General features: G+C 65.2%; 18 protein-coding genes. 10 read left to right on the top strand and 8 right to left on the bottom strand.

Annotation, left to right across the window (positions count from 1 at the left end; genetic code table 11):
* Window positions 1–39: 39 nt before the first annotated feature.
* Both FA87_RS06485 and FA87_RS06480 read right to left on the bottom strand, forming a co-directional pair.
* Window positions 40–2,268 (bottom strand): transferrin receptor-like dimerization domain-containing protein, encoded by a 2,229-nt coding sequence (locus FA87_RS06485; protein ID WP_043697571.1) that lies wholly within the window; start codon window positions 2,266–2,268, stop codon window positions 40–42.
* A gap of 5 nt (window positions 2,269–2,273) precedes the next feature.
* Window positions 2,274–4,682 (bottom strand): TonB-dependent receptor, encoded by a 2,409-nt coding sequence (locus FA87_RS06480; RefSeq protein ID WP_043693191.1) that lies wholly within the window; start codon window positions 4,680–4,682, stop codon window positions 2,274–2,276.
* A 460-nt stretch (window positions 4,683–5,142) separates the two neighbouring features.
* Here FA87_RS06480 and FA87_RS06475 point away from each other — a divergent pair, with 460 nt between their 5' ends.
* The 3 genes from FA87_RS06475 to FA87_RS06465 all read left to right on the top strand — a co-directional run bounded on the left by FA87_RS06475 (window position 5,143) and on the right by FA87_RS06465 (window position 8,417).
* Window positions 5,143–5,676, top strand: a complete 534-nt coding sequence (locus FA87_RS06475; protein ID WP_036114338.1) for a hypothetical protein — start codon at window positions 5,143–5,145, stop codon at window positions 5,674–5,676.
* Window positions 5,677–5,814: 138 nt separating this feature from the next.
* Window positions 5,815–6,525, top strand: coding sequence for an AraC family transcriptional regulator (locus tag FA87_RS19815; protein WP_156128507.1), 711 nt, complete (start codon window positions 5,815–5,817; stop codon window positions 6,523–6,525).
* A 62-nt stretch (window positions 6,526–6,587) separates the two neighbouring features.
* Window positions 6,588–8,417: a M3 family metallopeptidase gene (locus tag FA87_RS06465; protein ID WP_043693186.1), complete on the top strand. Its 1,830-nt coding sequence runs from the start codon at window positions 6,588–6,590 to the stop codon at window positions 8,415–8,417.
* A gap of 5 nt (window positions 8,418–8,422) precedes the next feature.
* On the opposite strand, the gene FA87_RS06460 is transcribed toward FA87_RS06465, so the two are convergent.
* Window positions 8,423–9,337, bottom strand: a complete 915-nt coding sequence (locus FA87_RS06460) for a LysR family transcriptional regulator (protein ID WP_043693182.1) — start codon at window positions 9,335–9,337, stop codon at window positions 8,423–8,425.
* 115 nt (window positions 9,338–9,452) lie between these two features.
* On the opposite strand from FA87_RS06460, the gene FA87_RS06455 reads away from it, so the two are divergent.
* The 5 genes from FA87_RS06455 to mfd all read left to right on the top strand — a co-directional run bounded on the left by FA87_RS06455 (window position 9,453) and on the right by mfd (window position 16,090).
* Entirely contained in the window at window positions 9,453–10,088 is a 636-nt protein-coding gene (locus tag FA87_RS06455; protein WP_043693178.1) for an NAD(P)H-binding protein, read from the top strand.
* 98 nt (window positions 10,089–10,186) lie between these two features.
* Complete coding sequence (gene rlmJ / locus FA87_RS06450) at window positions 10,187–11,089, top strand: 23S rRNA (adenine(2030)-N(6))-methyltransferase RlmJ (protein ID WP_043693175.1); 903 nt, start codon at window positions 10,187–10,189, stop codon at window positions 11,087–11,089.
* 28 nt (window positions 11,090–11,117) lie between these two features.
* Entirely contained in the window at window positions 11,118–11,624 is a 507-nt protein-coding gene (locus FA87_RS06445) for a Slp family lipoprotein (RefSeq protein WP_036114354.1), read from the top strand.
* Between the two features lie 33 nt (window positions 11,625–11,657).
* Window positions 11,658–12,566: a cation diffusion facilitator family transporter gene (locus FA87_RS06440; protein WP_043693172.1), complete on the top strand. Its 909-nt coding sequence runs from the start codon at window positions 11,658–11,660 to the stop codon at window positions 12,564–12,566.
* Window positions 12,567–12,640: 74 nt separating this feature from the next.
* Entirely contained in the window at window positions 12,641–16,090 is a 3,450-nt protein-coding gene (mfd, locus tag FA87_RS06435) for a transcription-repair coupling factor (RefSeq protein WP_043693170.1), read from the top strand.
* Between the two features lie 128 nt (window positions 16,091–16,218).
* On the opposite strand, the gene egtD is transcribed toward mfd, so the two are convergent.
* Window positions 16,219–17,205 (bottom strand): L-histidine N(alpha)-methyltransferase, encoded by a 987-nt coding sequence (gene egtD, locus FA87_RS06430; RefSeq protein WP_043693167.1) that lies wholly within the window; start codon window positions 17,203–17,205, stop codon window positions 16,219–16,221.
* Window positions 17,202–18,470 (bottom strand): ergothioneine biosynthesis protein EgtB, encoded by a 1,269-nt coding sequence (gene egtB, locus FA87_RS06425; protein WP_239708998.1) that lies wholly within the window; start codon window positions 18,468–18,470, stop codon window positions 17,202–17,204. The genes egtD and egtB overlap by 4 nt, the downstream gene beginning before the upstream one ends.
* 182 nt (window positions 18,471–18,652) lie before the next feature.
* Between egtB and FA87_RS06420 the strand changes: the two genes are divergently transcribed.
* The gene (locus FA87_RS06420; RefSeq protein WP_043693165.1) at window positions 18,653–19,093 is read left to right on the top strand and encodes a DUF6491 family protein; all 441 of its coding nucleotides are present in this window, start codon (window positions 18,653–18,655) and stop codon (window positions 19,091–19,093) included.
* Between the two features lie 137 nt (window positions 19,094–19,230).
* On the opposite strand, the gene FA87_RS06415 is transcribed toward FA87_RS06420, so the two are convergent.
* From FA87_RS06415 to FA87_RS06405, 3 genes are all read right to left on the bottom strand, one after another.
* Window positions 19,231–19,647 carry a hypothetical protein gene (locus FA87_RS06415; RefSeq protein WP_036114369.1) on the bottom strand — a complete coding sequence of 139 codons (417 nt, stop codon included), beginning with the start codon at window positions 19,645–19,647 and terminating at the stop codon, window positions 19,231–19,233.
* 77 nt (window positions 19,648–19,724) lie between these two features.
* Window positions 19,725–21,869: a bifunctional 23S rRNA (guanine(2069)-N(7))-methyltransferase RlmK/23S rRNA (guanine(2445)-N(2))-methyltransferase RlmL gene (gene rlmKL, locus FA87_RS06410; protein WP_043693161.1), complete on the bottom strand. Its 2,145-nt coding sequence runs from the start codon at window positions 21,867–21,869 to the stop codon at window positions 19,725–19,727.
* Window positions 21,866–22,384 carry an alpha/beta hydrolase gene (locus tag FA87_RS06405; protein WP_036114375.1) on the bottom strand — a complete coding sequence of 173 codons (519 nt, stop codon included), beginning with the start codon at window positions 22,382–22,384 and terminating at the stop codon, window positions 21,866–21,868. Before FA87_RS06405 ends, rlmKL begins: the two co-directional genes overlap by 4 nt.
* Window positions 22,385–22,429: 45 nt before the next feature.
* Between FA87_RS06405 and FA87_RS06400 the strand changes: the two genes are divergently transcribed.
* Entirely contained in the window at window positions 22,430–22,987 is a 558-nt protein-coding gene (locus tag FA87_RS06400) for an N-acetylmuramoyl-L-alanine amidase (protein WP_043693157.1), read from the top strand.
* The last annotated feature ends 49 nt before the right edge of the window (window positions 22,988–23,036 follow it).

The following is a 23,036-nucleotide window of genomic DNA, read 5'->3' as shown; positions in this document are numbered from 1 at the left end:
AAAGCTGTCCACCCGGCGAATGCGGCGGACTATAACCTCTTACGGCTGCGTCAGCGTCACAGTCGCCTGACGCAAAGCCTCGGCGGCCTTCCGGGTCGCGTTGGCGGTGAGGGTCACTTCCGCACTCGCCTGATCCCAGGCTTTCGCGTCGATGGCGTCACCGATACCCGGAAGCGGCGCGACGTCTTCGCCCTCCTTGCGACCCGGGGCCTGCAGCAGGTGCCGATACCAGGTGCGCTGGGGCAAGCCCGATGTCTGGAGGAACGCGGGCGCCACATCTCGCAGCGAACGGTTGACCTTCGCCGTCTGCGCCGATGAGAGCGGAGGCGCCCCCGATGCTCCGGCGGCGGTCGCGGCCGCGTCGAACGCGGTAGCGGCCACCAATAGGTCGCGCTGGGCGTCCCGCAGGGCATCGAGATTCACCGCCTGCCACGCATCGTCCACGCGCGTGGGCGGCTGCAGCTTCCGATAGGCCACATCGGCCAGGTGGTACGAACCGTCGTCCACCAGGGCGTTATGGCGCTGCGCTTCCTTGTGCGCCGTTTCCGAGCTCGCCTGCAAGCGGTCGATGTCCTTGCCGAGCGCCGTGGCAAAGCCGGTGTATCGCCACGGCAGCACGTCCGCATTGGCGACACGCAGGACGAGTCGCGCGTTGGTTTTCGCCAGCAAGCCGACATACGCAAGGCCGGGATCGCCGAAGCGCTGGTAATGCGTGTACGTGTCATAGAGCGAGTGGTACACCGGCACACTCTCGTCGTCCCCGTCGCGGTCATAGCCATAGCGAACGTGCAGCGACGGCACGCCGAGACGATGCGCAAACGACAGGTAATCGGAGCCCGTACCCACACGCGACGGGATGATTGGGCCGGAAACATCCTTTCCCTTCTCCGCCGCATCCACCGCACGCTTGGCCAGGCGACGTGCCTGGACGGTGGCGCCGGTTTCCGGATCCTGCAGATCGGCGGCCACGCCGTCGATCAGAGTGGAAAGCGACGGGTCACCCTGCGCGGCGAGGAAGCCCCGCCCGGTGGTGTCGTTATTGAGGTAGAACACGGCCTTTTTCGACAGCTCGGCGGCGTGCTGCGCGGTCCAGGCCTTGGAGCCCAGGATGCCCAGCTCTTCGCCATCCCAGCTGGCGAACACCAGGGTGCGCTTCGGTCGCACGCCTGCCCTGGCCAGCTCGCCGATAGCCCTGGCCTCGGCCAGCAGGGCCGTCGTGCCCGCGAGAGGATCCCACGCGCCGTAGATCCAGGCGTCATGATGCACGCCGCGAATCACCCACTCGTCGGGATGCTCGCTGCCGCGCAACGTGGCAATCACGTTGTGCAGCGTGCGCCACTCCCACGGCGAACGGACTTCCAGATGAACACGTGCATTGCCCCCCACGTGATAGGTCAGCGGCAGACCGCCCTGCCAGCGGTCCGGCACGGCCTGCCCGCCGAGCGCCCGCAGGAAGTGTTCGGCGTCGCCATAGCCGATGGTAACCACAGGAATCGTCAGGTCCGCCGTGTGCTTCGCGGCCTGGATCGTCTTCGCACTTGCCGCATCCAGCACGCTGTCGATGCCGAGCGTGCCGCGCTGCACGGTACGCGGCGTGCGCCACGCGCCGTCCGGGTACACGTCGCCCTTCACGAAGCCGTCGGCTTCCGGATCGGAGTAGATCACCACGCCGACCGCGCCGTGCTCCTGCGCAAGACGTGGCTTCACCCAGCGCCCGGCACCGCTCGACTTGATCAGGACCACCTTGCCTTTCACGGACTCGCCCGCGCGTTCGAGCTCGGCGTAGTCCTTGGCCAGGCCCTCATTGACGTAGATCAGCGGCGCATCGACCGCGCCGTCCGGGCTGTACGACTCCATGCCCGGCAGCACGCCATCCCGCTTCGCCGTGTCCGGATCGCCGGCGACCGCGGGCTCGGTGAAGTCCGCCGCATAGTGCTCGCCGCCCAGCAACGAAAGCTTCTGCACGGTGGGATAGGCGACAAGCACACGGGTCGCTTCAACCTTCACGTCCCAGCCCCACTGACGCAGGCTGTCCGCGATGAAGCGCGCGTTGTCGTCGTTATGCGGCGACCCGACCTGGTTGGGCGCCGACGTCAACCGCCGCAACCAGCCGTCGAGATCGGCGCTGCCGATGGACGCGTCGACACGCTGCTCCACGTCGCGTTCCGCCTGCGTCGAGGCGCCGCCGAAGCCGGCGGTCGGTTCGGCGGGAGCGGCATGGGCGCCAGCGGCGACGGTGAGGGAAAGGGCGAAAAATAGCGTACGCATGCGCATCAGTCCCACCGGTACGTGGCGCTGGCGTAGTAGTAACGCCCGTTCCAGCTCAGCGGTGAGAACAGGCTGTACTTGAAGTTGCCGCTGGTGGAATTAGCGTACTTGACCTGCTCCGGGCGCGCATTGAACGCGTTGTCCGCACCGGCGCTCAGGGTCCAGTGGTCGATGTTGTAATCGGCCGAGAGATCCAGCGTCCAGCGATGATCGAAGTTCTGGTCCAGCGCATTGCCACTGTTGCTGTAGACGGTATAACTGCCGTAGCGCTGCACGTTGGCGTGACCCGCCCAGCGGCCGTGCAGGTAATCGAAGCCGACGTCGAGCTTGGTGCGCGGATTGGTATCGCCCAACAGGCCGAGACGCTCGCGACGCTCCACACGCTGCACCGCCACGCCGAGCTCATCGAGGATGGCCGGATTCGGCTTGACCCGGGTCACCTCGTTTTCGTTGTACGCCCAGCCCACGGTGGTGTTGAGGCGATCGCCGTTGGCGAAATCGAAGCCGTACTGGCTCACGACATCGAGGCCGCGCGTGCGCGTGTCCACCGCATTGGTGAAGTAACGAATCGACTGATAGTTCGCGTCCACGCCGTTGGCGGCGAGGTAGGCGTTGACGGCCGGTGTGCTGACCGGAATGTTCGACGACAGATTGATGCGATTGTTGATCTTGATGTAGTACGCATCGACGCTGACGTTCCAGCCGTTGAGCGGCTCGAGCACGAGGCCGAGCGTGGCGCTGCGCGACTTCTCGGGCTTCAGCTTCTCTGCACCCAGAAGACTGGCGGCTGCCGCATCCACCGGGAACGTACCGGATTGCACCAGCACCTGTCCCTGCCCCAGGTCCTGCAACTGCGAGGAGATATCCGCATAGTGCTGCTGCACCAGCGTCGGCGCACGGAATCCGGTGCCGACGCTGCCGCGGACGGCGACGCGCGGCGTGAAGTCGAAACGACCGGACAACGATCCGGACGTCGTGCCGCCGAAATCGCTGTAGTTCTCGTGGCGTCCCGCCAGCGACACGGCGAAACGGTCGGTCAGGTTCGTCTCGAGATCGATGTACTCGGACGTGTCATGCCGCTGCCAGTTGCCCTGCAGGTCGCCCGTGATACCTCCGTTCGCACCGTACTGCGAGACGGCATCGCCCGGCGTCACCTTGTAAGCCTGACGCAGATACTCCGCGCCAAACGACACGCTGACGGGATTGGGCAGCCACGATGTCGTGATTTCCTTGCTGATATCGAGGTTGGCGACCTGCTGATTGGTCTTGTAATCGGCCCCCTGGATGAAGAACGGCGTCTCACCGAACGCCCTGTAATAGTCGGCGTTGATCGAATGACTGCGCTGGTCGTACTCGTTCGAACCATGGCTGACCGAGGCATCGTAATGCCAGCCGTCGCCCAGCTCACCGCGCAGGCCCGCGGTCAGCGTGGTGTCGTTGACGATCGGAATGCTCACCGGCAGGTAGCCGCTGGGATAGATCGAGGCGACATTGGTCGAATCACCGCGGTGACGATAGAGGCTGGCGGTTTCGTCGCGGTCACGCCGGTAAAGCGCTTCGAAATAGACCTCGGCCGCCTTGCTGAACTCGTACTGCCCGACCACGGACACCTTGTTCGACTGCACGGCCGGATCGCCGAGCCAGTACACCTTCTTGCCGTACGTGGTACCGACCGACGCCGCGGTCTGATCGCGCCCTGCGCGATTGCTGCCATCGTTGTTCTGGGTATCGATCGCCACATGGATCGAGCCCTTGTCGCCCAGCTTGAAACCGGTATCCGCCGAGAGCTGTCGCTGCAGGCCATCGCCCGCGTCATAGCCGCCGAACTTGGCCGTCACCTGGCCACCCGTACCCGACTTTTTCAGGATCACGTTGATCACACCGCCGATGGCGTCGGAACCGTAACGTGCCGACTGGCCGTCTCGCAGCACCTCGATACGCTCGATCGCCGACACGGGAATGGCGTTCAGGTCGACGGGGTTCGAACCGCGGCCGATGGCGCCACCGAGGTTGAGAAAGGCGCCCGAATGCTGCCGCTTGCCGTCGATCAGCACCAGGACCTGATCCGGGCTGAGACCGCGCAGTGTCACCGGCCGGGCCACTTCTGCCCCGCTGATGGTGGTCGGCTGCGGGAAGTTGAGGGAGGGCACCAGACGCGCCAGCGCCGCCGCGAGCTGGGTGGCCCCACTCTGCTGCAGCTGCTGCGGGGTGATCACGTCAATCGGTTGCAGCGAGCTCGATACGGTGCGCTCGGTGCTGCGCGTACCGGTGACGATGACGGTGTCGAGGTTGCTGGGTTTGGCGGGCTCGGTCGTGTCGGCCGGCGCGGCCTGTTGCGCATGGACGGTCGAGGCGCTGAGCGCGACGGCGAGTGCAACAAACAACGGCTTGCGGCGATGAGCGAAAGACAACATGGGTACGGAATTCCCCTGGAAACGGAAAGTGCGCCGACGCCCCGGGGGCGACGGAAATGAGTGACGGCAGGTCGCGGCAACGCTCCGGGGCGTCACCCGTCGACGTGACGGAGAAAATGGCGAGATGTGCTCCGCGGGTTTAGCGGAACGCGCAGTACGCGCGGTGTGGGTCGCTCAGACCAGTCGACACGAACGACACGCGCATGCCGCCACCGAACATCGCGGCATGGCCGGCGACGTCATCGGGAGGGTGTGCGCGTGGAAGTCGTATGCGTTCACTGGGAGCGTGTTACACCTGAAGTAAGCCGCCGGAACGGCATGGTTGGCAGTGGCCCGGATGTCATTTGTTGCACCGCGTCGCAAGTTTGTCAACCTGTGCGATTGGACGTCCATTTCAAGACCTGCGGCGCTATGACGCGCATCGTGCGATGATTCCACCCGATCCCACAGGCCATTCCCCATGAGCTACGACGACGATTACCCCGAAGAACGCGAGTACGACGATGAAGAAGGCGAGGACACCGTCGAGTCCCAGGTCTGGCAGCTGTTGCTGCTGATCAATCCCGGCGACGAGGAGAATGCGCTGCGCCAGTTCACCGTGTATCGCGCGGAGATCGAGGACCAGGGCGACGACGACCCCATCCGCATCGTGGCGCAAGTCACCGACTGGCAGTCGAGTTTCGAGGTGGATGCCGACGACACCCGCACCCTCGTCGATGCCATCATGGAGCTGGTGTCGCGCTGGAGCGATGTCACCATCGACTGGGACGGCGACCCGAGCGAAGACGAGTTTCACGAGGACATCGACGGTCCGGAAATCTTCAGCCGCGCCTTCGACCAGCTCAATCAGTACGGCTACACCCTTTGGGCGCGCGAGGCCGAGGAAGACGACGTGTACGCCGGCTGGATCACCTCCTCCCGCGACGACGAGCACATGCGCCAGCTGGCGGCGACCCTGGGGATCAACCTCCGGCTGGGCAGTCAGGTGACCTGATTCGGAGAGCAACGCACGGAGGGGTCTTGCTCCGGCCCACTCCGTGCGCGCATATTCTTCGGCGGGATTCTGGCCAGGAGATGCTTGGTGAGTGGGATCAACGACCTGCACGTGTCGTATTACGCCCCGCATGGATCGATGGACCTGCACGCCCATGATGAGGGCTGGTTCTGCCTTGTCATCGACGGCCGGTATGAAGAGCGCATCCTGGGTGAAACCAACGAGCACGATCCCGGCGACCTGCTCTTCTGCCCGGCCCACGCCGTGCACGCGCAGCGATTTGGTCGCGAAGGGGCTCGGAAGGTGATTTTCTCGCCCGACACGGCGACCACGGACGTGCTCACCGAACACGCGGCCAGGCTCGACGGCCGGCCGCTGTTGCGCCGATCTGCGGACCTGCTCCGCCTGGGCCAGCGGATTGCCGCCGAACTCAGTGTTGGCGATGTGTTCTCCACCCTGTCGGCCCAGGGACTGACGCTCGAGGCTCTGGCGCTCGCCGGGCGAGGGCTGGACCTGCGCCTACGCCAGGAGCCCGTATGGCTGCGGCGGGTACGCGACTTCCTCCATGAAGATCCATCGCGCGAAAGCACGCTCGAGCAACTGGCAGCGATCGCGGAACGCCATCCGGTGCACCTCGCGCGCACCTTTCGCATCGTCCATCAATGCACGATGGGCGACTATCTGCGCCGCCTTCGTGTCGATCGCGCTGCCGAGCTTCTACGCAGCTCGCGCCGGCCGCTACTGGATATCGCCCTGGAGTGCGGTTTTGCCGGGGCAGCCCAGTTTTCGCGCTCGTTTCGTGCGGTATACGCGACCACGCCCACCGCCTGGCGACAGGCCGTCCGCTAACCCGGGGAAACGACGCTAATCAGAGTAAAGCATTGACCGGCAGCGCTTGCTACGGTGCGGCCATGCGCTCATACCACCTGATCACCGCCCTCCTCCTCTCGGTGCCCGGCCTCGCCGTCGCCGAGACGTATCGGATCGATCCGACGCTCTATTTTGCGTCGCCCACGACCGAGACCGCCGCACGCAGCGCGCTCGAAACGGAGATTGCCGAGCTGCCCGTACTTGCCTCACCGCCGCCTGGTGATCTGCTCGCGTACCTCAGGCGCACGGAGAGCCTGCTGACCGATAACCAGCGGCACATGGCCTACCTTCATCTTCGTGCTTCGCTCGATATCGACGATCATGACGCCGCCGATGCCTACCGCTCATCGCAGAACGACGGGAACACGCTCATGGCCAAGGTCAAGAGCTCACTGCGAAGCGTTGGCAAAGCGGGATTCGATAACGCAGCGAAGTCGGAGCCAGCGCTCACGCACTATGCCTACGTTCTGGACCGCGCCGTCCGCGGGCTGCCCCACGAGTTGCCACCCGCGGAGCAAACGATCGTGGACGACCTCGCCGACGAGGGAAGCACCGCGCTGTGGAACACCTACCAGAAGACGCGGCGTGCCACCGTCTACGGCAGCGTGCACACGGCTGACGGCGACCTCGATGCAGGCAAGGACGCGGATCGGCTCGGCGCGAATGCCAGTCGCGAGATCCGGCAACAGGCCTGGCGGCAGCGGCAGGCAGCGACCGCAGCCAACGCGGAGACCTATGCGGCCTTGCTTATCGGCGTGGTGCGAATCAATGACCGCACCGCGCACCTGGAGCACTTCGCCGATGCACCCGACGCCGCCTATTTTTCGCGCCAGTTCGATCGTGCGGACGTCGATGCGACAGCGCTCGCCGTGCAGCGAAACGCGTCGGTCCTTATGGATTATCAGCGCCTGCGCGCCAGCCAGATCGGTCGCAGCGCGGCGATCGCCGATGTGCATAGCTGGGACATGAGCTTGCCGCCCCAGGGCTTCACGATTCCGACCTTCGATTACGAACGAATCCGTCTCACCGTCCCGGCCGCGCTCGCGCCCCTGGGGCGTGACTACGTGGCGCGCTTTACCGCCTTACTCGACCCGGCCGCGCATCGTACCGATCTTGCCGCCGCGAGCGGAAACCGCGTAAACGATGCGTTTTCGATCGCGGCCTCTGGCGTCCCGCCGGGCCTGTTTCTGGGGCAATGGGACTCGAGCCTCAAGGGCGCGAGTGTGGTCGCGCACGAAGGCGGGCATGCACTGCATAGCGAGCTGATGAGCGCGCACGGCGTGTCCGCCTTCTACAACCACGGCCCCAGCTGGATGCACGAAGCCCTGGCCATTCTCAACGAGATGCTGTTCTACGAGTATCTCTACAGACACGCACCCGATACATCGACCCGGGCGTACTTCCTGCAAGCTCAGCTCGACGAGATGACCTTTGAGATTTTCACGTCCGCTGAGGAAGCGCAGCTGGAAGAGTCGATCTATGACGGCGTGACGAGCGGAAAGGTCCGTGGCGCAGCCGATCTCGATGCCCTGACGCTCGCCGTTACCAGCCGCTTCGAGATCTGGCCCGGCATCGACCCGGAACTGAAACATGCATGGATCGGAAAACGCCTGATGTTTCAGGACCCGCTTTACCTCGCCAACTACCTCTACGCCGGCCTCGTCGCGACGAAGATGTTCGCCATGGCGACAAAGGACCCGCACGACTTTCAGAAACGCTATGCGGCGATGATGGCAGTGGGTTTCGATGCGCCGCCCAGGGAAATCCTGCGACGGTTCTTCGGTCGCGATCTCACCCCATCGGACCTGGTCGATGCGGACATGCAGGTCATTCGCGCAAAAACCGTCGATCTGGGCAAGCTTTACCGCTGAATCCGCTATCCGGCACCGGGCCGATCCGATGCCAGGCGCTCCTTCAGCAGGTCGATGAACGCACGCACTTTCACCGGCGGCTGGCGACCTGGATAGACCGCATGCACACCGCCTTCGGGAAGCGTGAAGCCAGGAAGCAATGCGACCAGTCGCCCCGATGCGAGATCGGCATTGACGACGTAGTCGGGCAGCACCGATATGCCCATACCCTCGAGCACGAAACGATAGGCGACGGCCGCGCTGTTGGCACTGGCGATGACACGGGTCTGTACCGAGTACTCATCGCCGTGGCCATCGGTGAAGGTCCATCGCGTCGGCGAAGCCAGCACCGTGACGGCGATCCAGCGATGCGTGGCGAGGTCGCCGGGGACCGATGGCGTACCGTATTTTTCCAGATAGGCCGGCGAGGCGACGAGGCATTCGCGGAAGGCGGCCAGCCGGGCGGCACGCAGGCTCGAGTCGCGCAGCCAGCCGATACGGATGGCCAGATCGAACCGCTCGGCGATCAGATCGGACACGGTGTCGGTGACGACCAGTTCCACCCTCACCTGCGGATAGCGCTCGGCGAACTCGGCGAGCGCCGGGGCGACGACGGTGGTGCCATGGTCGCTGGCAGCCGTGACGCGAAGCACGCCCATCGGCGTGTCACGGCACTCGCCCAGCCGGGTGATCGCATCTTCGGCATCGGCGAGAATGCGGGCGCAGTCTTCGTGGAAGCGCTCACCGGCGTCGGTCAGCGCCATCCGCCGCGTGCTGCGCACCATCAACGCGACGCCGAGCTCGTCTTCCAGCTTTGCCAGGTGCTGGCTGACCATGGCCTTGGTCGTCCCCAGCTGCCCGGCCGCGGCGGTGAAGGACCCCGCCCTGACGAGGGCGACGAAGACGGCCAGGCGGTTCAGATTGACGTCGGCGGCGGCCATGAGTCGGTCCCTGTCGTAAAGCGATACTTTACGATGAATTGCGCGGTGGGGCGTTTTTCGGAAACGATCGCCGGCGCATCCTAGCTGCCTGACTTCCGACACCAAGGCCATTCCCATGAAGATCGTTCTGTTCGGCGCCACCGGCAACATCGGCAACGTGATCCTCGACGAGGCTCTGGCCCGCGGGCATGAGGTCACCGCCGTCGTTCGCGATCCTGCGAAACTGGCCACGAAGAACCCGAAGCTCGAGGTCGTCAAAGGTGACGTGGCCGACGCCACCTCGTTTGCCCCCGCCCTTGCCGGGGCCGATGCCGCCATCGCCAGCCTGAACGACCATGCCACGCCGGCCAATGTGCCGAAGCAGGCGACCGCGTTGCTCGACGCACTCGCGGCGGCCGGTGTGAAGCGCTTCGCCTGGGTCGGTGGCGCGGGCAGCCTGGAGACCGCACCGGGCGTGCGCGTGATCGACGACCCGAACTTTCCGGAAGCCTGGAAGGCCTCGGCGAACTCGCAGATCGAGGCGCTGAAGGCGTTCCGCGGCAGCGATGCCCGTGTGGACTGGACTTACATCAGCCCGGCGGCGGAGATCGCACCGGGTGAACGCAAGGGGAGCTTCCGGGTAGGTGGCGATCAGTTGCTTGTGGATGGTGACGGGCACAGCCGGATTTCGACCGCTGACTTTGCCATCGGCGTGCTGGACCGGATTGAGAAGGGCGATGCGGTGAAGAAGCGGGTGACCTTCGCGTATTGAGGGGCATCGCGCGCATGAGGAATCGCGCGCACGAGGAGTCGCGCGCAGGTCGCGCTCCTACATGGGGATTGGCGGCTTTTGGCCGCTATAATCCCCCGATGAATTATCGCCACGCCTACCATGCCGGCAACTTTGCCGATGTCCTCAAGCACATGGTGCTCGTGGCCCTGATCGACTCGCTGAAGCAGAAGGCGTCGCCCTTCTGCTACATCGACACTCACGCCGGCAGCGGTCGATACGACCTGCAAGGCAACGAGGCGCGCAAGACCGCCGAGGCCGACGAAGGCTTCGGCGTCCTCAAGACCGCCTCCGGCCTGCCGCCCCTGCTGTGGAAGTACCTCGAGATCGTCCGCGCGTTGAACGAAGGCAGCGACTCGCTGCGCTTCTATCCCGGCTCGCCGTGGATCGCCGCTCATCTGATGCGTGAGACCGACTCGGCGCAGATGGTCGACGTACGCAATGACGAGTCAGGCGCACTCCGCCAGCTGTTCCACCACGACAAGCGCATCCATGTGCATGAGCGTGATGGCTACGAGGCGATGAAAGCCTTCGTTCCGCCGAAAGAAAAACGCGGCCTGGTCCTGATCGATCCGCCGTTCGAGGCTCAGGAAGCCGAGTTCCGCATCATCGAGAAGACGCTCAAGGCCGCGCTGGAAAAGTGGCCGACCGGCGTCTACGCGGTCTGGTACCCGATCAAGCTGCGCAGCCACGTGCAGCCGTTCCATCGCTGGCTGACCAAGTGTGGCGCCAAACGCGTCCTGGTCGCCGAACTGCTGCTGCGTCCCGACGACTCCCCGCTGCGTCTCAACGGCACGGGTATCGCGATCGTGAATGCGCCGTGGAAACTCGATGAAACGATCCGCGATTCGCTCAAGCTGCTGCCGAAGCTTTTGGGGAAGCCGGGCGAATCCGAATACCGGCTGACCTGGCTGGTGGAAGAAGGCAAGGATGAAGAGCCTGCCCACAGTCCGCACGCGCCCCGTTCAGTCCGTCGGCGCTAAATTGGCGATACATGCCAGGAGCCGACCCATGCGCCCGACCATCGTTCGTTTAGCCGTTCCTGCCGCCCTGCTCACCCTCGCGCTGTCCGCCTGCGCGCCGGCGCCGATTTACAAGGCCACCGCAAACAACGCCGCCGTGCCGCCCTCCCAGGTGGCGCGCGAGCCGGAACGCTACGGCAACTCGGACGTGATCTGGGGTGGCCGCATCGTCAGGGTCAGCAACTTTGCCGACCACAGCGAGATCGAGATCCTCGCCTATCCGCTCGATGGTTCGCAGCGGCCGCAGGCGAACGACACCGGCAACGGCCGGTTTATCGCCGCCATGCCTGGCTACGTCGAAAGCCTCGACTACCCGGCCGGCGGCCTGGTGACGGTCGCGGGTCGCCTGAATGGCACGCGCGCGTCCAATGTCGGGCAGGCGTCTTACACCTTCCCATTGGTTTCGGTTAACCAGTCGCACGTGTGGACGGCCAAGGAAATGTCGGGTGGCCACCCGAACATCAGTTTCGGCGTGGGTGTCGGCGTCATACGGTAAGATCTTTCGATCACTTACCGGGACAGGGATCACATGTCGGGACATTCCGATTCGAAGCGCGCGATTTTTCTCGCGCTTGGCGCCAACTTCGCCATTTTCGTCGCCAAGCTCGTCGCGGCCCTCTTTACCGGATCCGGTGCGATGCTCGCGGAAGCGGTGCATTCGCTCGCCGATTGCGGCAACCAGGGCCTGTTGCTGCTCGGCATGAAGCAGGCCAAGCGGCCGCCGTCGTCCGAGTACCCACTGGGCTGGGGGCGTGCGCTGTATTTCTGGTCTTTTCTCGTCGCCATCCTGCTTTTCAGCGTGGGCGGCATGTTCTCGGTTTACGAGGGCGTCCATAAGCTCACCCATCCCGAGCCGCTCAAATGGGCATGGCTGGCCGTCGGCGTGCTGGTGTTTTCCATCATCACCGAAGGCGTTTCCATGCATGGCTGCATGCAGGAAGTGAACAAGGCGCGCGGCGACCAGCCTCTGTGGCAGTGGTTTCGCGAGACGCGGGCGAGCGAGCTGCTGGTGATCTTCGGTGAAGACCTGGCCGCTCTGCTCGGCCTCTGCCTGGCACTGATCGCCGTGTTGCTGACCATGCTGACCGGCAACCTGATATTCGACGCTATCGGCACGATCGCCATTGGCGTGCTGCTTATCGTGGTAGCCGTCGCGGTCGCCCGCGAGGTCAAGGCGCTGCTGATCGGCCAGGGCGTGGAGCCAAGGCGCCGCGTGCAGATGATGGCTTTCCTCCAGGGTCGGCCTGAAATCGACACGGTCTACAACCTGCTGACCGTGCAGATGGGCAACGAGGTGATGGTGGCGATCAAGGCGAAGATGGCCGCGGCGCCGACCGCGCGCGCCATGGTCGAAGCGATCAACATCGTGGAGGCGGACTTCAAGGCGGAGTTCAAGGACGTGCGGTGGAGCTTCTTCGAGCCGGATATCGCGGACTGAGGCTGGCCTAGCCAGCCGCTTCACCCCGGGGTAGTACAATCGTCGGCTTGTCCGCAAGCGACCAAGCCGACTTCATGCCTCTAGCTCTGACCCGCCCGCCGCTGCCCGCCACCGCCAAGACACGCCGCTACTGGGCCACACCCCATGGCTCGGCCTGGGCTCTCGAAGTCGCCGAGGCGGCGCGCGCGCACGAAGGCCTGCTGGTCGTGGTCACCCGCGACACCCGCAGCGCCGATAACCTCGAAAGCGAACTGGCGGTGTTCGCGGGCGAACTGCCCGTGCTGCACTTCCCGGACTGGGAAACGCTGCCTTACGACGTCTTCAGCCCGCACCCGGAAGTCGTCTCCCAGCGCATCGCGACCCTCTACCGGCTACCCAGCACCCGGCGCGGCGTGCTGGTCGTGCCGGTGGCGACCCTGATGCAGCGCATCGCCCCGCGCACGCACATCACCGGCTCCGGCCTGGTGCTGCGCAAGGGTCAGAAGCTGGACCTGGGCGCCGAGCAGCGTCGCCTCGAAGCCGCCGGCTACCGCAACGTGCCGCAGGTGGCCGAGCCCGGCGACTTCGCCGTGCGCGGCGCGCTGATCGACATCTATGCCATGGGCGCGAGCGAGCCGTATCGCGTCGAACTGTTCGACGACGAGGTCGAGTCGATCCGCAGCTTCGACACCGAAACCCAGCGCTCCACGCACCAGGTCGACAGCGTGGACCTGCTCCCGGCCCGCGAATTCCCGTTGACCGAAGACGCCGCCAAAAACTTTCGTGCCAACCTGCGCGAACGTTTTCCGATCGACATCCGTCGCTGCCCGCTCTATCAGGACATGAAGGAAGGCGTCACACCGGGCGGCATCGAGTACTACCTGCCGCTTTTCTTCCCCGCCACCGAAACGCTGTTCGACTACATCGCGGGCGATGCGATGTTCGTCCTGGGCGAAGGTGCGCTGGCGTCGGCGGAGCAGTTCTGGACCCATACCGCCGAGCGCTATGACCAGCGCGCGCACGATATCGAACGCCCGGTGCTGCCGCCGGCCGAGATCTACCTGCCGCCCGAGCAACTGCGCGAGCGCCTGAACAAGCAGGTGCGCGTGGATGTCGTGGCCAGCGATCACGAGCACGCCGTGGACCTGGGCACGCAGCCCGCGCCCGAGGTGCCGCTCAACCGCAAGGGCGAAGAACCTGGCACCGCGCTGCGGCACTTCCTCGCCAGCTACAAGGGCAGCGTTCTGATCGCCGCGGATTCCGCCGGCCGCCGCGAAGCCCTGATCGAACAGCTCGCGGGCGCGGGGCTGAAGCCGGCCATCCTCGACGGCTGGAAAGACTTCCTTGCCCGCGACGAGAAGCTGGCGATTACGGTCGCCTCGCTCGAGCAAGGCTTCGCGATCACCAGGCCCGCGTTCACCGTGCTCACCGAGCGCGAACTGTTCGGCGAGCGTGTGCGCACCGACCGCAAGCGCCGTGCCGGTGCCGCCCGCGATCCCGAAAGCATCATCAAGGACCTGACCGAGCTGTCCATCGGCTCGCCCATCGTCCATATCGACCACGGTGTGGGCCGCTATCAGGGCCTGCTTTCGCTCGATGTCGGCGATATGCCGGGCGAGTTCCTGACCATCGAGTACGCCAAGGGCGACAAGCTCTACGTGCCCGTGGCCCAGCTGGGCCTGGTCAGCCGCTACACCGGCACCGCGCCCGAACTGGCGCCGCTGCACTCTCTGGGCGGCGATGCCTGGGAACGTGCGCGCAAGAAGGCCGCCGAAAAGGTGCGCGACGTGGCGGCCGAGCTGCTTGGCATCTACGCGCAGCGCGAGGCGCGTCAGGGCCAGTCACTGTCGGTCGACCGCCAGATGATCCAGGAATTCGCGGCGACCTTCCCCTTCGAGGAAACACCCGATCAGCAGGCCGCCATCGATTCCGTGATCGTCGACCTCGCCGCACCCCGTGCAATGGATCGCGTCGTCTGCGGCGATGTCGGCTTCGGCAAGACCGAGGTGGCACTCCGCGCCGCTTTCGCCGCCGCGACGGCCGGCAAACAGGTGGCCGTCCTGGTGCCCACCACCCTGCTCGCCCAGCAGCATTACCGCAACTTCGCCGATCGCTTCGCCGACTGGCCGGTCCGGGTGGACGTCATCTCGCGCTTCAAGTCGAAGAAGGAAGTGGACGGCGCGCTGGAGCGCCTCGCCGAAGGGCAGATCGATGTCATCGTCGGCACCCACAAGCTGCTTGGCCCCGAGATCCGGTTCAAGGATCTGGGCCTGGTCATCGTCGACGAGGAGCAGCGTTTCGGCGTCCGCCAGAAAGAGCAGCTGAAGAAACTGCGTGCGGAGGTCGACCTGCTGACCCTGACCGCCACGCCGATCCCGCGCACGCTCAACATGGCGATGAGCGGGCTGCGCGACCTGTCGATCATCGCGACGCCGCCGGCCCACCGGACCGCCGTGCGCACACTGATCTCCACGTACCAGCCCGCCCTGATCCGAGAAGCGATCCAGCGCGAGCTGGCCCGTGGCGGACAGGTCTACTTCCTGCACAACGAAGTCGAATCCATCGAGCGCATCGCACGCGAGCTGGGCGAACTGGTACCTGAAGCGCGCATTCGCGTCGCCCATGGACAGATGCCGGAGCGCGACCTCGAACAGGTCATGGCGGACTTCCACCGCCAGCGATTCAACGTGCTGGTGTCGACGACCATCATCGAATCCGGCATCGATATCCCGACCGCCAACACCATCGTGGTCAACCGCGCCGATCGCTTCGGTCTCGCGCAGCTGCACCAGCTGCGCGGACGCGTCGGTCGTTCGCATCACCGCGCCTACGCGTACCTGATCGTGCCCGACCGCAAGGCGATGACCGCCGATGCGGAGAAGCGTCTCGAAGCGCTGGCCTCGCTGGAAGAACTCGGCGCCGGCTTCACGCTCGCCACGCACGATCTCGAAATTCGCGGCGCGGGCGAGATGCTCGGCGAAGAACAATCGGGCCAGATCCAGGAAATCGGTTTCGGTCTGTACACGGAACTGCTCGACCGCGCCGTACGTGCACTGAAGTCGGGCAAAGTGCCGGACTTCGATCTCACCTCGGAGCACGAGACGGAGGTCGAACTGCATCTTCCCGCGCTGATTCCGGAGGACTACCTGCCGGATGTCCATGCGCGACTGACGCTCTACAAGCGCATCGCCAGCGCGCGCGACGAACATGGGTTGCGCGAGTTGCAGGTGGAAATGATCGATCGATTCGGCCTTCTGCCGGATCAGATCAAGTGTCTGTTCGCAGTCGCCCAGCTGAAGCTGATGGCGACGCCGCTGGGTATCCGCAAGGTGGACTTCGGTGCCAATGGCGGACGTATCACCTTCCGCGATAAACCGGATATCGACCCGATGGCGCTGATCAAGCTGATTCAGCAGCAGCCCCGGGTGTTCAAGATGGACGGTCAGGACAAGCTGCGCGTCATTCTTGAGCTGCCGGGTTCGGCCGAGCGAATTCGCACGGCGCAGGACTTGCTGGTATCCCTGGGGGCGAGGCGCCCCGGCTAACCCACCAACCTAGCGTAACCCCTTGTAGGAGCGCGCCTCGCGCGCGACATCGAGCGCGCGGCACCATCACACGGCGACGCAGACCGTTTTCGCGCGCGGGGCGCGCTCCTACAAAGCTACCGCTGGCTTCAGGCCACCACCGGTGTCGACCGGACCAGATACTGCACACTGAAACGGCGGTCCTCGTCCATCCAGACCTGCGCCACGGACAGCCCGGCTTTGTTCGCCATCTGCGCGAAATCGTCCAGCGAATACTTGCAGCTGTATTCCACATGCATCGCTTCGTCCGCGCGGAAGCTGAAGGCCTCGTCGCGCACGTGCACCACTTGCTGCTTCGTGCTCACGAGCGACGTCTCGATCCGACCTGCCAGAACGTTGTAACGCGCGCGGTGGCGGAAAGCGTCGACATCGAAGTCGGTCCCGATTTCCCGGTTGAGACGAACCAGCATGTTGAGGGTGAAGTCGCGCGTGACGCCTGCCTCGTCGTTGTAGGCCGCCTCGATCTCCGCGACGTCCTTCTTCAGATCGACGCCGATCAGCACGCCGCCGCCGTCGCTCATCTCGGCACGCATCTGGCGAAGAATCTTCACCGCGTCCTTCGCCTCGAAATTGCCGATGGTCGACCCCGGAAAATAGATCACGGTGCGACGTGGCGAGCGCGACGCGACCGGCAGGCGAAGCGGCTGCGTAAAGTCGGCACACACCGGCTGCATCGGCACGTTGGGGAAACGCGTCGCAAGTTCGGCGACGCTTTCCATCAGCGCGGTGCGAGAGATCTCCACCGGGACGTAAGCCACCGGCGTCTCGAGGTGTTCGAGCAGCATGCGCGTCTTGATGCCGCTGCCGCTGCCGTACTCGACCAGACGCACGTCCGGCCCGATGACATCGGCGATATCGCCCGCATGATCGCGCATGATCGCGATCTCCGTGCGGGTGAGGTAGTACTCGGGCTGTTCGCAGATTGCCTCGAACAGAGCCGAACCACGTTCGTCATAAAAGAGTCGCGAAGGCAGCTTCTTGATCTTCGCCCCGAGGCCGCGGCGTACGGTCTCGAGGGTGTCCTCGACATCCGGGTGGCGGTCGTCGACACGGATGTCTTTCGGTTGAGCGCTCATCGATCGTTTCCCAGTCGTATCCCCGTGAACTGCCAGCGGGCATGGGGAGGAAAAAAGTTGCGGTAAGAGGCGCGAACATGATCGGCGGGCGTAGCACAGGAGCCCCCGCGAAGGATCCACTGCCCGTTCATGAACTTTCCGTTGTATTCGCCCAGCGCTCCGTCCAGCGGACGGAAGCCCGGGTAACTGACATAAGGGCTCATGGTCCATTCCCAAACGTCGCCGTACATCTGTCCAAGATCGGTCTCGAACGACGAGGCACGTGGCTGGAACACCCCGCTGTCCTGAAGGTTTCCGCGCACGGGTACGTCGGCAGCCATCGTCTCCCACTCGACTTCCGTCGGCAGGCGAGCGCTGGCCCAGCGTGCGAAGGCATCGGCCTCGAAATAGCTGATGTGACACACAGGCGCGTGCGGGTCGATCGCGCGTCGGCCCTGCAGGGTGAATTCGGTCTCGCAGGCCTCGTCCCAGTACAACGGATTCTGCCAGCCTTCCGCATTGACCGTCGCCCAACCATCGGACAGCCACAGCATGGCGTCGCGATAACCGCCGTCCTGAATGAAAGCGAGGTACTCGGCGTTGGTGACAGGACGATTCGCCAGCGAACCGGCCTGCCGGTACGCGCGATGGCGCGGGCCCTCATTGTCGAAATGGAAGCCCTCGCCCTCGTAGCCGATCTTGACGACGCCTTCGTCGAAGGGAATGTAGCGCAGGGCGGGAGCCGCAACGGAAAGCGCGCGCGGCGCATCCGGAGCGAAGGCTGGCTCCAGGGGGTTCTGCGAGAACGCATGTTTGATATCGGTGAGCAGCAGTTCCTGATGCTGCTGCTCGTGCTGGCAACCGAGCTCGATCAGCATCGACAAGGCCTCGTCGTCACCGCGCTGGATGCGCCCGGCAATGGCCTCGTCCACGCGGGATCGATAATCCAGCACCTCGTCCAGACCCGGCCGGGTGATCATGCCGCGGCGCGGACGCGCGTGCATCGGACCGACCGACTGGTAGTACGAATTGAACAGATAGTGCCATTCCGGATGGGGCGAAACATACGCCGGGTCACGAGCCAGGATGAACTGCTCGAAGAACCAGGTCGTATGGGCGAGATGCCACTTCGTGGGGCTCGCATCCGGCATGGACTGGATCACGGTATCTTCGGGTCGCAGCCGGGCCGCCAGTGCCATAGTGCGATGGCGGACGCCAAGGTAGCGCTGTGCTAGATCCGCGGGGGCCGATGAGGGGGTTTCGAGGCCAAGCGGGCGGACCATCATGCGCTGGCCTCCTGTGCGGCCGAAAGAGCGTCAGTCATGACGGAAAGGATGGCCGAGCAAACGTTCAACGAATGTGAGCACACCCCTTCACGACCTTAACGAAAGGTGCACCCGGCCCTGTCCCCTCTCGCTTCCAGGCCGTTTCGGGCTTAACGTGAGACATTCCCCCGGAGGACCACGCCGTGAATGTCCGCACCCTGATCGCCGCTTCCGTGCTGCTTGCCTGTGCCTCGTCCGCGCATGCCCAGAACGCCCCGCCAGTTCCGCGCAACGAGCTTCCATTCAACGACTGCATGCGTACCGACCGTATCAACGAATGGGCCGTCGCCGACGCCCGTACGGTGGCCGTGCGCAATGGGCCCAATCACTTCCTCATCAAGACCAGTACGGACTGCCCGCGCATGGATCTTGGGGGAGGCATCCACTTCAAATCGTCCAACAGCGACAAGGCCATGGGCGAGATGCGCATCTGCGGCGGGATCGACGAGAAGATCGTGCGACGAGACGATCCGCCGTGCCAGATCCAGTCGGTGGAGACCATCGACAAGGCGCAGTTCGAGACACTGAAGAAGAAGGCGAAGCGGCGTGGGTCGGGCGCGGAGCCGAATGGGGCCGTGCGCTGACGTGACCCGGTCCGCTCACTGGCCCTCAGCTGTCTCCAGCGCGACCGTCTTCCAGAGCGGACCAAAAAAAGAGGCCCGGCAATGCCGGGCCTCTCTCTTAACGTTTCAGCGACTGCTGATTCAGCGACTGCCGACGATCAATACCCGTCGTCGCGGATGTAGCGCGTGCCACCGTAACCATCGTCCACATAGGTGGTCGTGGTGGTCACGCGGCGGGTCACCACCGGCGGCGCGTCCTCGTAAACCACCGTGCGGCGCGGCGCGTAATACGTCGGGCCGTTGTCGTACACGACGGTGCGCGGTGCCGTCGCGTTCGCGACCAGACCCACCACCGCACCGGCGACGATCGCGCCAGCGATCCAGCGGCCGGCGTGGTCGTAGTGACCGCGACCGTAATAACCGCCACGACCGCCATAGTAACCACCGCCGTGGTAGCCGTAACCGCCACCATGGTAGCCGCCGTAATACCCACCACGCGCGAACGCGCCGGGAGCGAACGCCATCAGACCCGCAGCGGCGAGGACGAGGGCGGACTTTACGAACTTACCTTTCATGACAGTTACCTCCGGGTGTTGAGCGCAGATTCGCGCTCTGCCACTGAATCCAATCTGAAGTTTTCTACACTCTCAATTCACGTTTTCCACGGATTCACGTACGGCTTCCGAAGCAGCCAGCAGCCATGGATGTTGTGGCGGCGGGCGAAGTCGAACGGGATGCTGGGAGCACTCCAGTCTTCAATGGAGAAATGGGGTTCGAGGGCGGCTTTGTCAAGCTGGAACCGGCGGAAATTGTTCGAAAAAACAATGACCCCGTCCGGCAACAGGCGGTCCAGGCAGAGCATCAACAGCTTGACGTGATCACGCTGGACGTCGAAGTCGTCGGCCCGCTTGGAATTGGAGAACGTCGGCGGGTCGACGTAGATCAGCCCGTACTGCATCGAGCGCTTCTCGAGGAACGTAAGGGAATCTTCCTGCACGAGCCGGTGACGTGCGCCCTCAAAGCCGTTCAGCGCGAGATTACGCGATGCCCAATCGAGGTAGGTGCCCGACAGGTCGACCGTCGTCGTGTCGCGCGCGTCGCCGGCCGCCGCGTAGACGCTGGCCGTACCCGTATACGCAAACAGGTTGAGAAAATGCTTACCGGGGGCAAGCTCACGGATCTTGGCCCGGACCAGGCGGTGATCGAGGAACAGGCCCGTGTCGAGGTAGTCGGTCGGGTTGATCAGGAAGCGCAGGCCGCCCTCACCCACTTCGACAAATTCGCCCTTCTGGTCGAACTGACCGTATTTGGAGCCGCCCTTGCCGCGCTCGCGCGTCTTCACGGCGATCCGCTCGCGGGGAATCCCGAAGACTTCGCTGGCCACGCGACCGATCTCGCGCATGCGGATGCGTGCCACATCGACCGGCACGTCCTGCGGCGCCTTGTATTCCTGGATGTGCAGCCAGTCCTCGTAGACGTCGATCGCCGCCGCGTACTCCGGCAGGTCCTGGTCGTATGCGCGCCAGCAGGTAATGCCCTCGCGGGTCAGCCGCTTGCGCAAATGGCGGACGTTCTTCTCGAGACGGTTCTTCAGCATCTCCGCGCCGGCCGACAACGGCCTGGCCTCGCGGGGCGCCGCATCGCGCGGGCGCAGCGCGAAGGTCAGCAGCGGCGTCTCGAGCGCGCCGTTGAACAGCACGTAGCGCTTGTCCGGGCTGAGGCGGAGGGCGCGGCCCAGCTCCTCGTCACCGGCCAGAATGGCGGCACGCCAGCCCTGGAAACGATCCTTCAGCGCCTGGCCGAGGTCGCGGTAGAGCACCGGCAACTCGGCGCGGTCGCCCAGACGCTCGCCGTAAGGCGGGTTGGTGATGACCAGACCCAGCGGGGTCTCCGGCGGCGGCGCGACATGCACGGCGTCGCGCTTGTCCAGATGAACGAAACCGGCGACGCCCGCGCTCTGCGCATTGCGCTTCGCGGTCTGGACCATGTGCGCATCCGAATCGCTGCCGAAGAACACCGGACGCAGGGCGCGCAGGCCTTCCTCGGCGCGAGCCCTGGCCTCGTCGTAAATCGTGCGCCACAGCGAATAGTCGTGCTTTGCCCAGCCGAGAAAACCGAAGTAGTCGCGACGCAAGCCCGGCGCGACGTCGGCAGCCATCAGGGCGCCCTCGATCAGGAGAGTGCCCGAGCCGCACATCGGGTCGACCAGCGCGCCGCCTTCGGCGTAGATCCGCGGCCACTGGGCACGGACGAGCATGGCGGCGGCGAGATTCTCCTTCAGCGGAGCCTCGCCCTGCTGCTCGCGCCAGTTACGGCGATGCAGCGGCAGACCCGAAAGGTCGATGGACAGGGTGGCGCGGTCGCGGCGCAGGCGCACGTTGACGCGCAGATCGGGTTCTTCCGGATCCACATCGGGGCGCGCGCCGCTGGCGGCGCGGAACTGGTCGACGATGGCGTCCTTGGTCTTCAACGCGATGAACTGGCTGTGGTTGAGCTTGCTCTGCGCCGTGTTGGCGTCCACGGCCATGGTGCCGTGCGGCGCCAGATGTTCGGACCAGTCGATGTCCTGCACACCGGCGTACAGGGCGTCCTGATCGGCGGCGTCGAACTCGGCCAGCGGCAGCAGCACCCGGCTGGCCATACGCGACCACAGGCAGGCCCGGTAGGCCGTCTCGATGCTGCCGGTGAACGACACGCCCGCCAGCGCCTCGCGGACGTCACCGGCGCCGAGAGCGATCAGTTCGTCCTTGAGCAGGTACTCCAGACCCTTGGGGCAGGTTGCGAAGAAGTGGCTCATGCCAGGCCTCCGAGGAAACGGCGGAACTCGGCCTCGATATCGGGCAGCGAATCGCTCAGGCGATGGTCGTCCTGCACCAGCAGCAGCGGCGACGCGTGGGCACGGGCGTAGCCGATGGCCTCATCGACGGGGCAGACGTCGTCCGCATAGCCATGGATGAGGAACGACGGCACGCCGGTGGCGGTGGCGAACGCGCGACCGTAGCCGGGGATGCGTGCCGGCAGGGCCAGCAGGAACAGACCGGCGACCGGGGCGTCCAGCGAGGCCAGGCCGGAGACGAACGCGCCCATGCTGGACCCGACGAGGACCGGCGGCGCGGGCGACGCGGCGACCGCCTCGGCCAGGCGTGCCAGACGCGGATCGACGCAACCGGCATGGCCGAGGGCGTCGTCGTCGCGGTAATCGGGGCGGACCGTGGTCCAGCCGAGCGATTCGGCCACGGCGGCCAGCGCGCTGACCTTGGTGGCGTCGGGACCGGAATCGGACCCGTGGGAGAGAATGATGTTGCCGCGCATGGCGGACTCCGTACGCGGAATGACCGCCTATGTTATCAAAGCGCCATGATCGACATACTTTACGCCCCCCTGCCCTATGAACGCCTGCTCCCCGAGCGGGCGCCCGACACCGTCGACCTGGTGGTCATCCACTGCACCGAGCTGCCCGACCTGGCCATGGCCCGGGAATACGGCGAGCGCGTGCTGTACGAAGATCGCGTCACCGGCGCCAGCGGGCACTACTACATCGACCGCGATGGCTCGATCCTCTGCTACGTCGACCCGAACCGCGTGGCCAATCACACCCGCGGCTACAACCCGCGATCGATCGGCATCGAGCTGGTCAACCTCGGCCGGTACCCGGACTGGTTCCACTCCGCGAAGCAGGAAATGACCGAGCCCTACCCGCCCGAGCAGATCGCCGCCCTGCGCGACCTGCTGGACGAACTGGTGGTCCGTTTCCCGTCGCTGCGCCACATCGCCGGCCACGAAGACCTCGATACCGCGCTGGTGCCGGCCAGCGACGATGAGGAAAACAGCGTGCCGCGCAAGCGCGATCCGGGCCCGCAATTCCCGTGGTCGCGCGCGTACGACGCCGGCCGCCTCGGGCGGCTCGAAGGCTGAGGCCCGTTATACTTTCCGACCATGTCGCCACCCCGCACACCAGGTAACC

The organism is Luteibacter sp. 9133 (assembly GCF_000800155.1).
Lineage (GTDB): Bacteria > Pseudomonadota > Gammaproteobacteria > Xanthomonadales > Rhodanobacteraceae > Luteibacter > Luteibacter mycovicinus.
This window is presented reverse-complemented; position numbering and strand designations above follow the sequence as displayed.

Bases quoted from the DNA above. Each gene is read 5' to 3' on its own strand.
- FA87_RS06485 (WP_043697571.1), bottom strand. From the start codon at position 2,268: ATGCGTACGCTATTTTTCGCCCTTTCCCTCACCGTCGCCGCTGGCGCC.
- FA87_RS06480 (WP_043693191.1), bottom strand. From the start codon at position 4,682: ATGTTGTCTTTCGCTCATCGCCGCAAGCCGTTGTTTGTTGCACTCGCC.
- FA87_RS06475 (WP_036114338.1), top strand. From the start codon at position 5,143: ATGAGCTACGACGACGATTACCCCGAAGAACGCGAGTACGACGATGAA.
- FA87_RS19815 (WP_156128507.1), top strand. From the start codon at position 5,815: ATGGACCTGCACGCCCATGATGAGGGCTGGTTCTGCCTTGTCATCGAC.
- FA87_RS06465 (WP_043693186.1), top strand. From the start codon at position 6,588: ATGCGCTCATACCACCTGATCACCGCCCTCCTCCTCTCGGTGCCCGGC.
- FA87_RS06460 (WP_043693182.1), bottom strand. From the start codon at position 9,337: ATGGCCGCCGCCGACGTCAATCTGAACCGCCTGGCCGTCTTCGTCGCC.
- FA87_RS06455 (WP_043693178.1), top strand. From the start codon at position 9,453: ATGAAGATCGTTCTGTTCGGCGCCACCGGCAACATCGGCAACGTGATC.
- rlmJ (WP_043693175.1), top strand. From the start codon at position 10,187: ATGAATTATCGCCACGCCTACCATGCCGGCAACTTTGCCGATGTCCTC.
- FA87_RS06445 (WP_036114354.1), top strand. From the start codon at position 11,118: ATGCGCCCGACCATCGTTCGTTTAGCCGTTCCTGCCGCCCTGCTCACC.
- FA87_RS06440 (WP_043693172.1), top strand. From the start codon at position 11,658: ATGTCGGGACATTCCGATTCGAAGCGCGCGATTTTTCTCGCGCTTGGC.
- mfd (WP_043693170.1), top strand. From the start codon at position 12,641: ATGCCTCTAGCTCTGACCCGCCCGCCGCTGCCCGCCACCGCCAAGACA.
- egtD (WP_043693167.1), bottom strand. From the start codon at position 17,205: ATGAGCGCTCAACCGAAAGACATCCGTGTCGACGACCGCCACCCGGAT.
- egtB (WP_239708998.1), bottom strand. From the start codon at position 18,470: ATGATGGTCCGCCCGCTTGGCCTCGAAACCCCCTCATCGGCCCCCGCG.
- FA87_RS06415 (WP_036114369.1), bottom strand. From the start codon at position 19,647: ATGAAAGGTAAGTTCGTAAAGTCCGCCCTCGTCCTCGCCGCTGCGGGT.
- rlmKL (WP_043693161.1), bottom strand. From the start codon at position 21,869: ATGAGCCACTTCTTCGCAACCTGCCCCAAGGGTCTGGAGTACCTGCTC.
- FA87_RS06405 (WP_036114375.1), bottom strand. From the start codon at position 22,384: ATGCGCGGCAACATCATTCTCTCCCACGGGTCCGATTCCGGTCCCGAC.
- FA87_RS06400 (WP_043693157.1), top strand. From the start codon at position 22,430: ATGATCGACATACTTTACGCCCCCCTGCCCTATGAACGCCTGCTCCCC.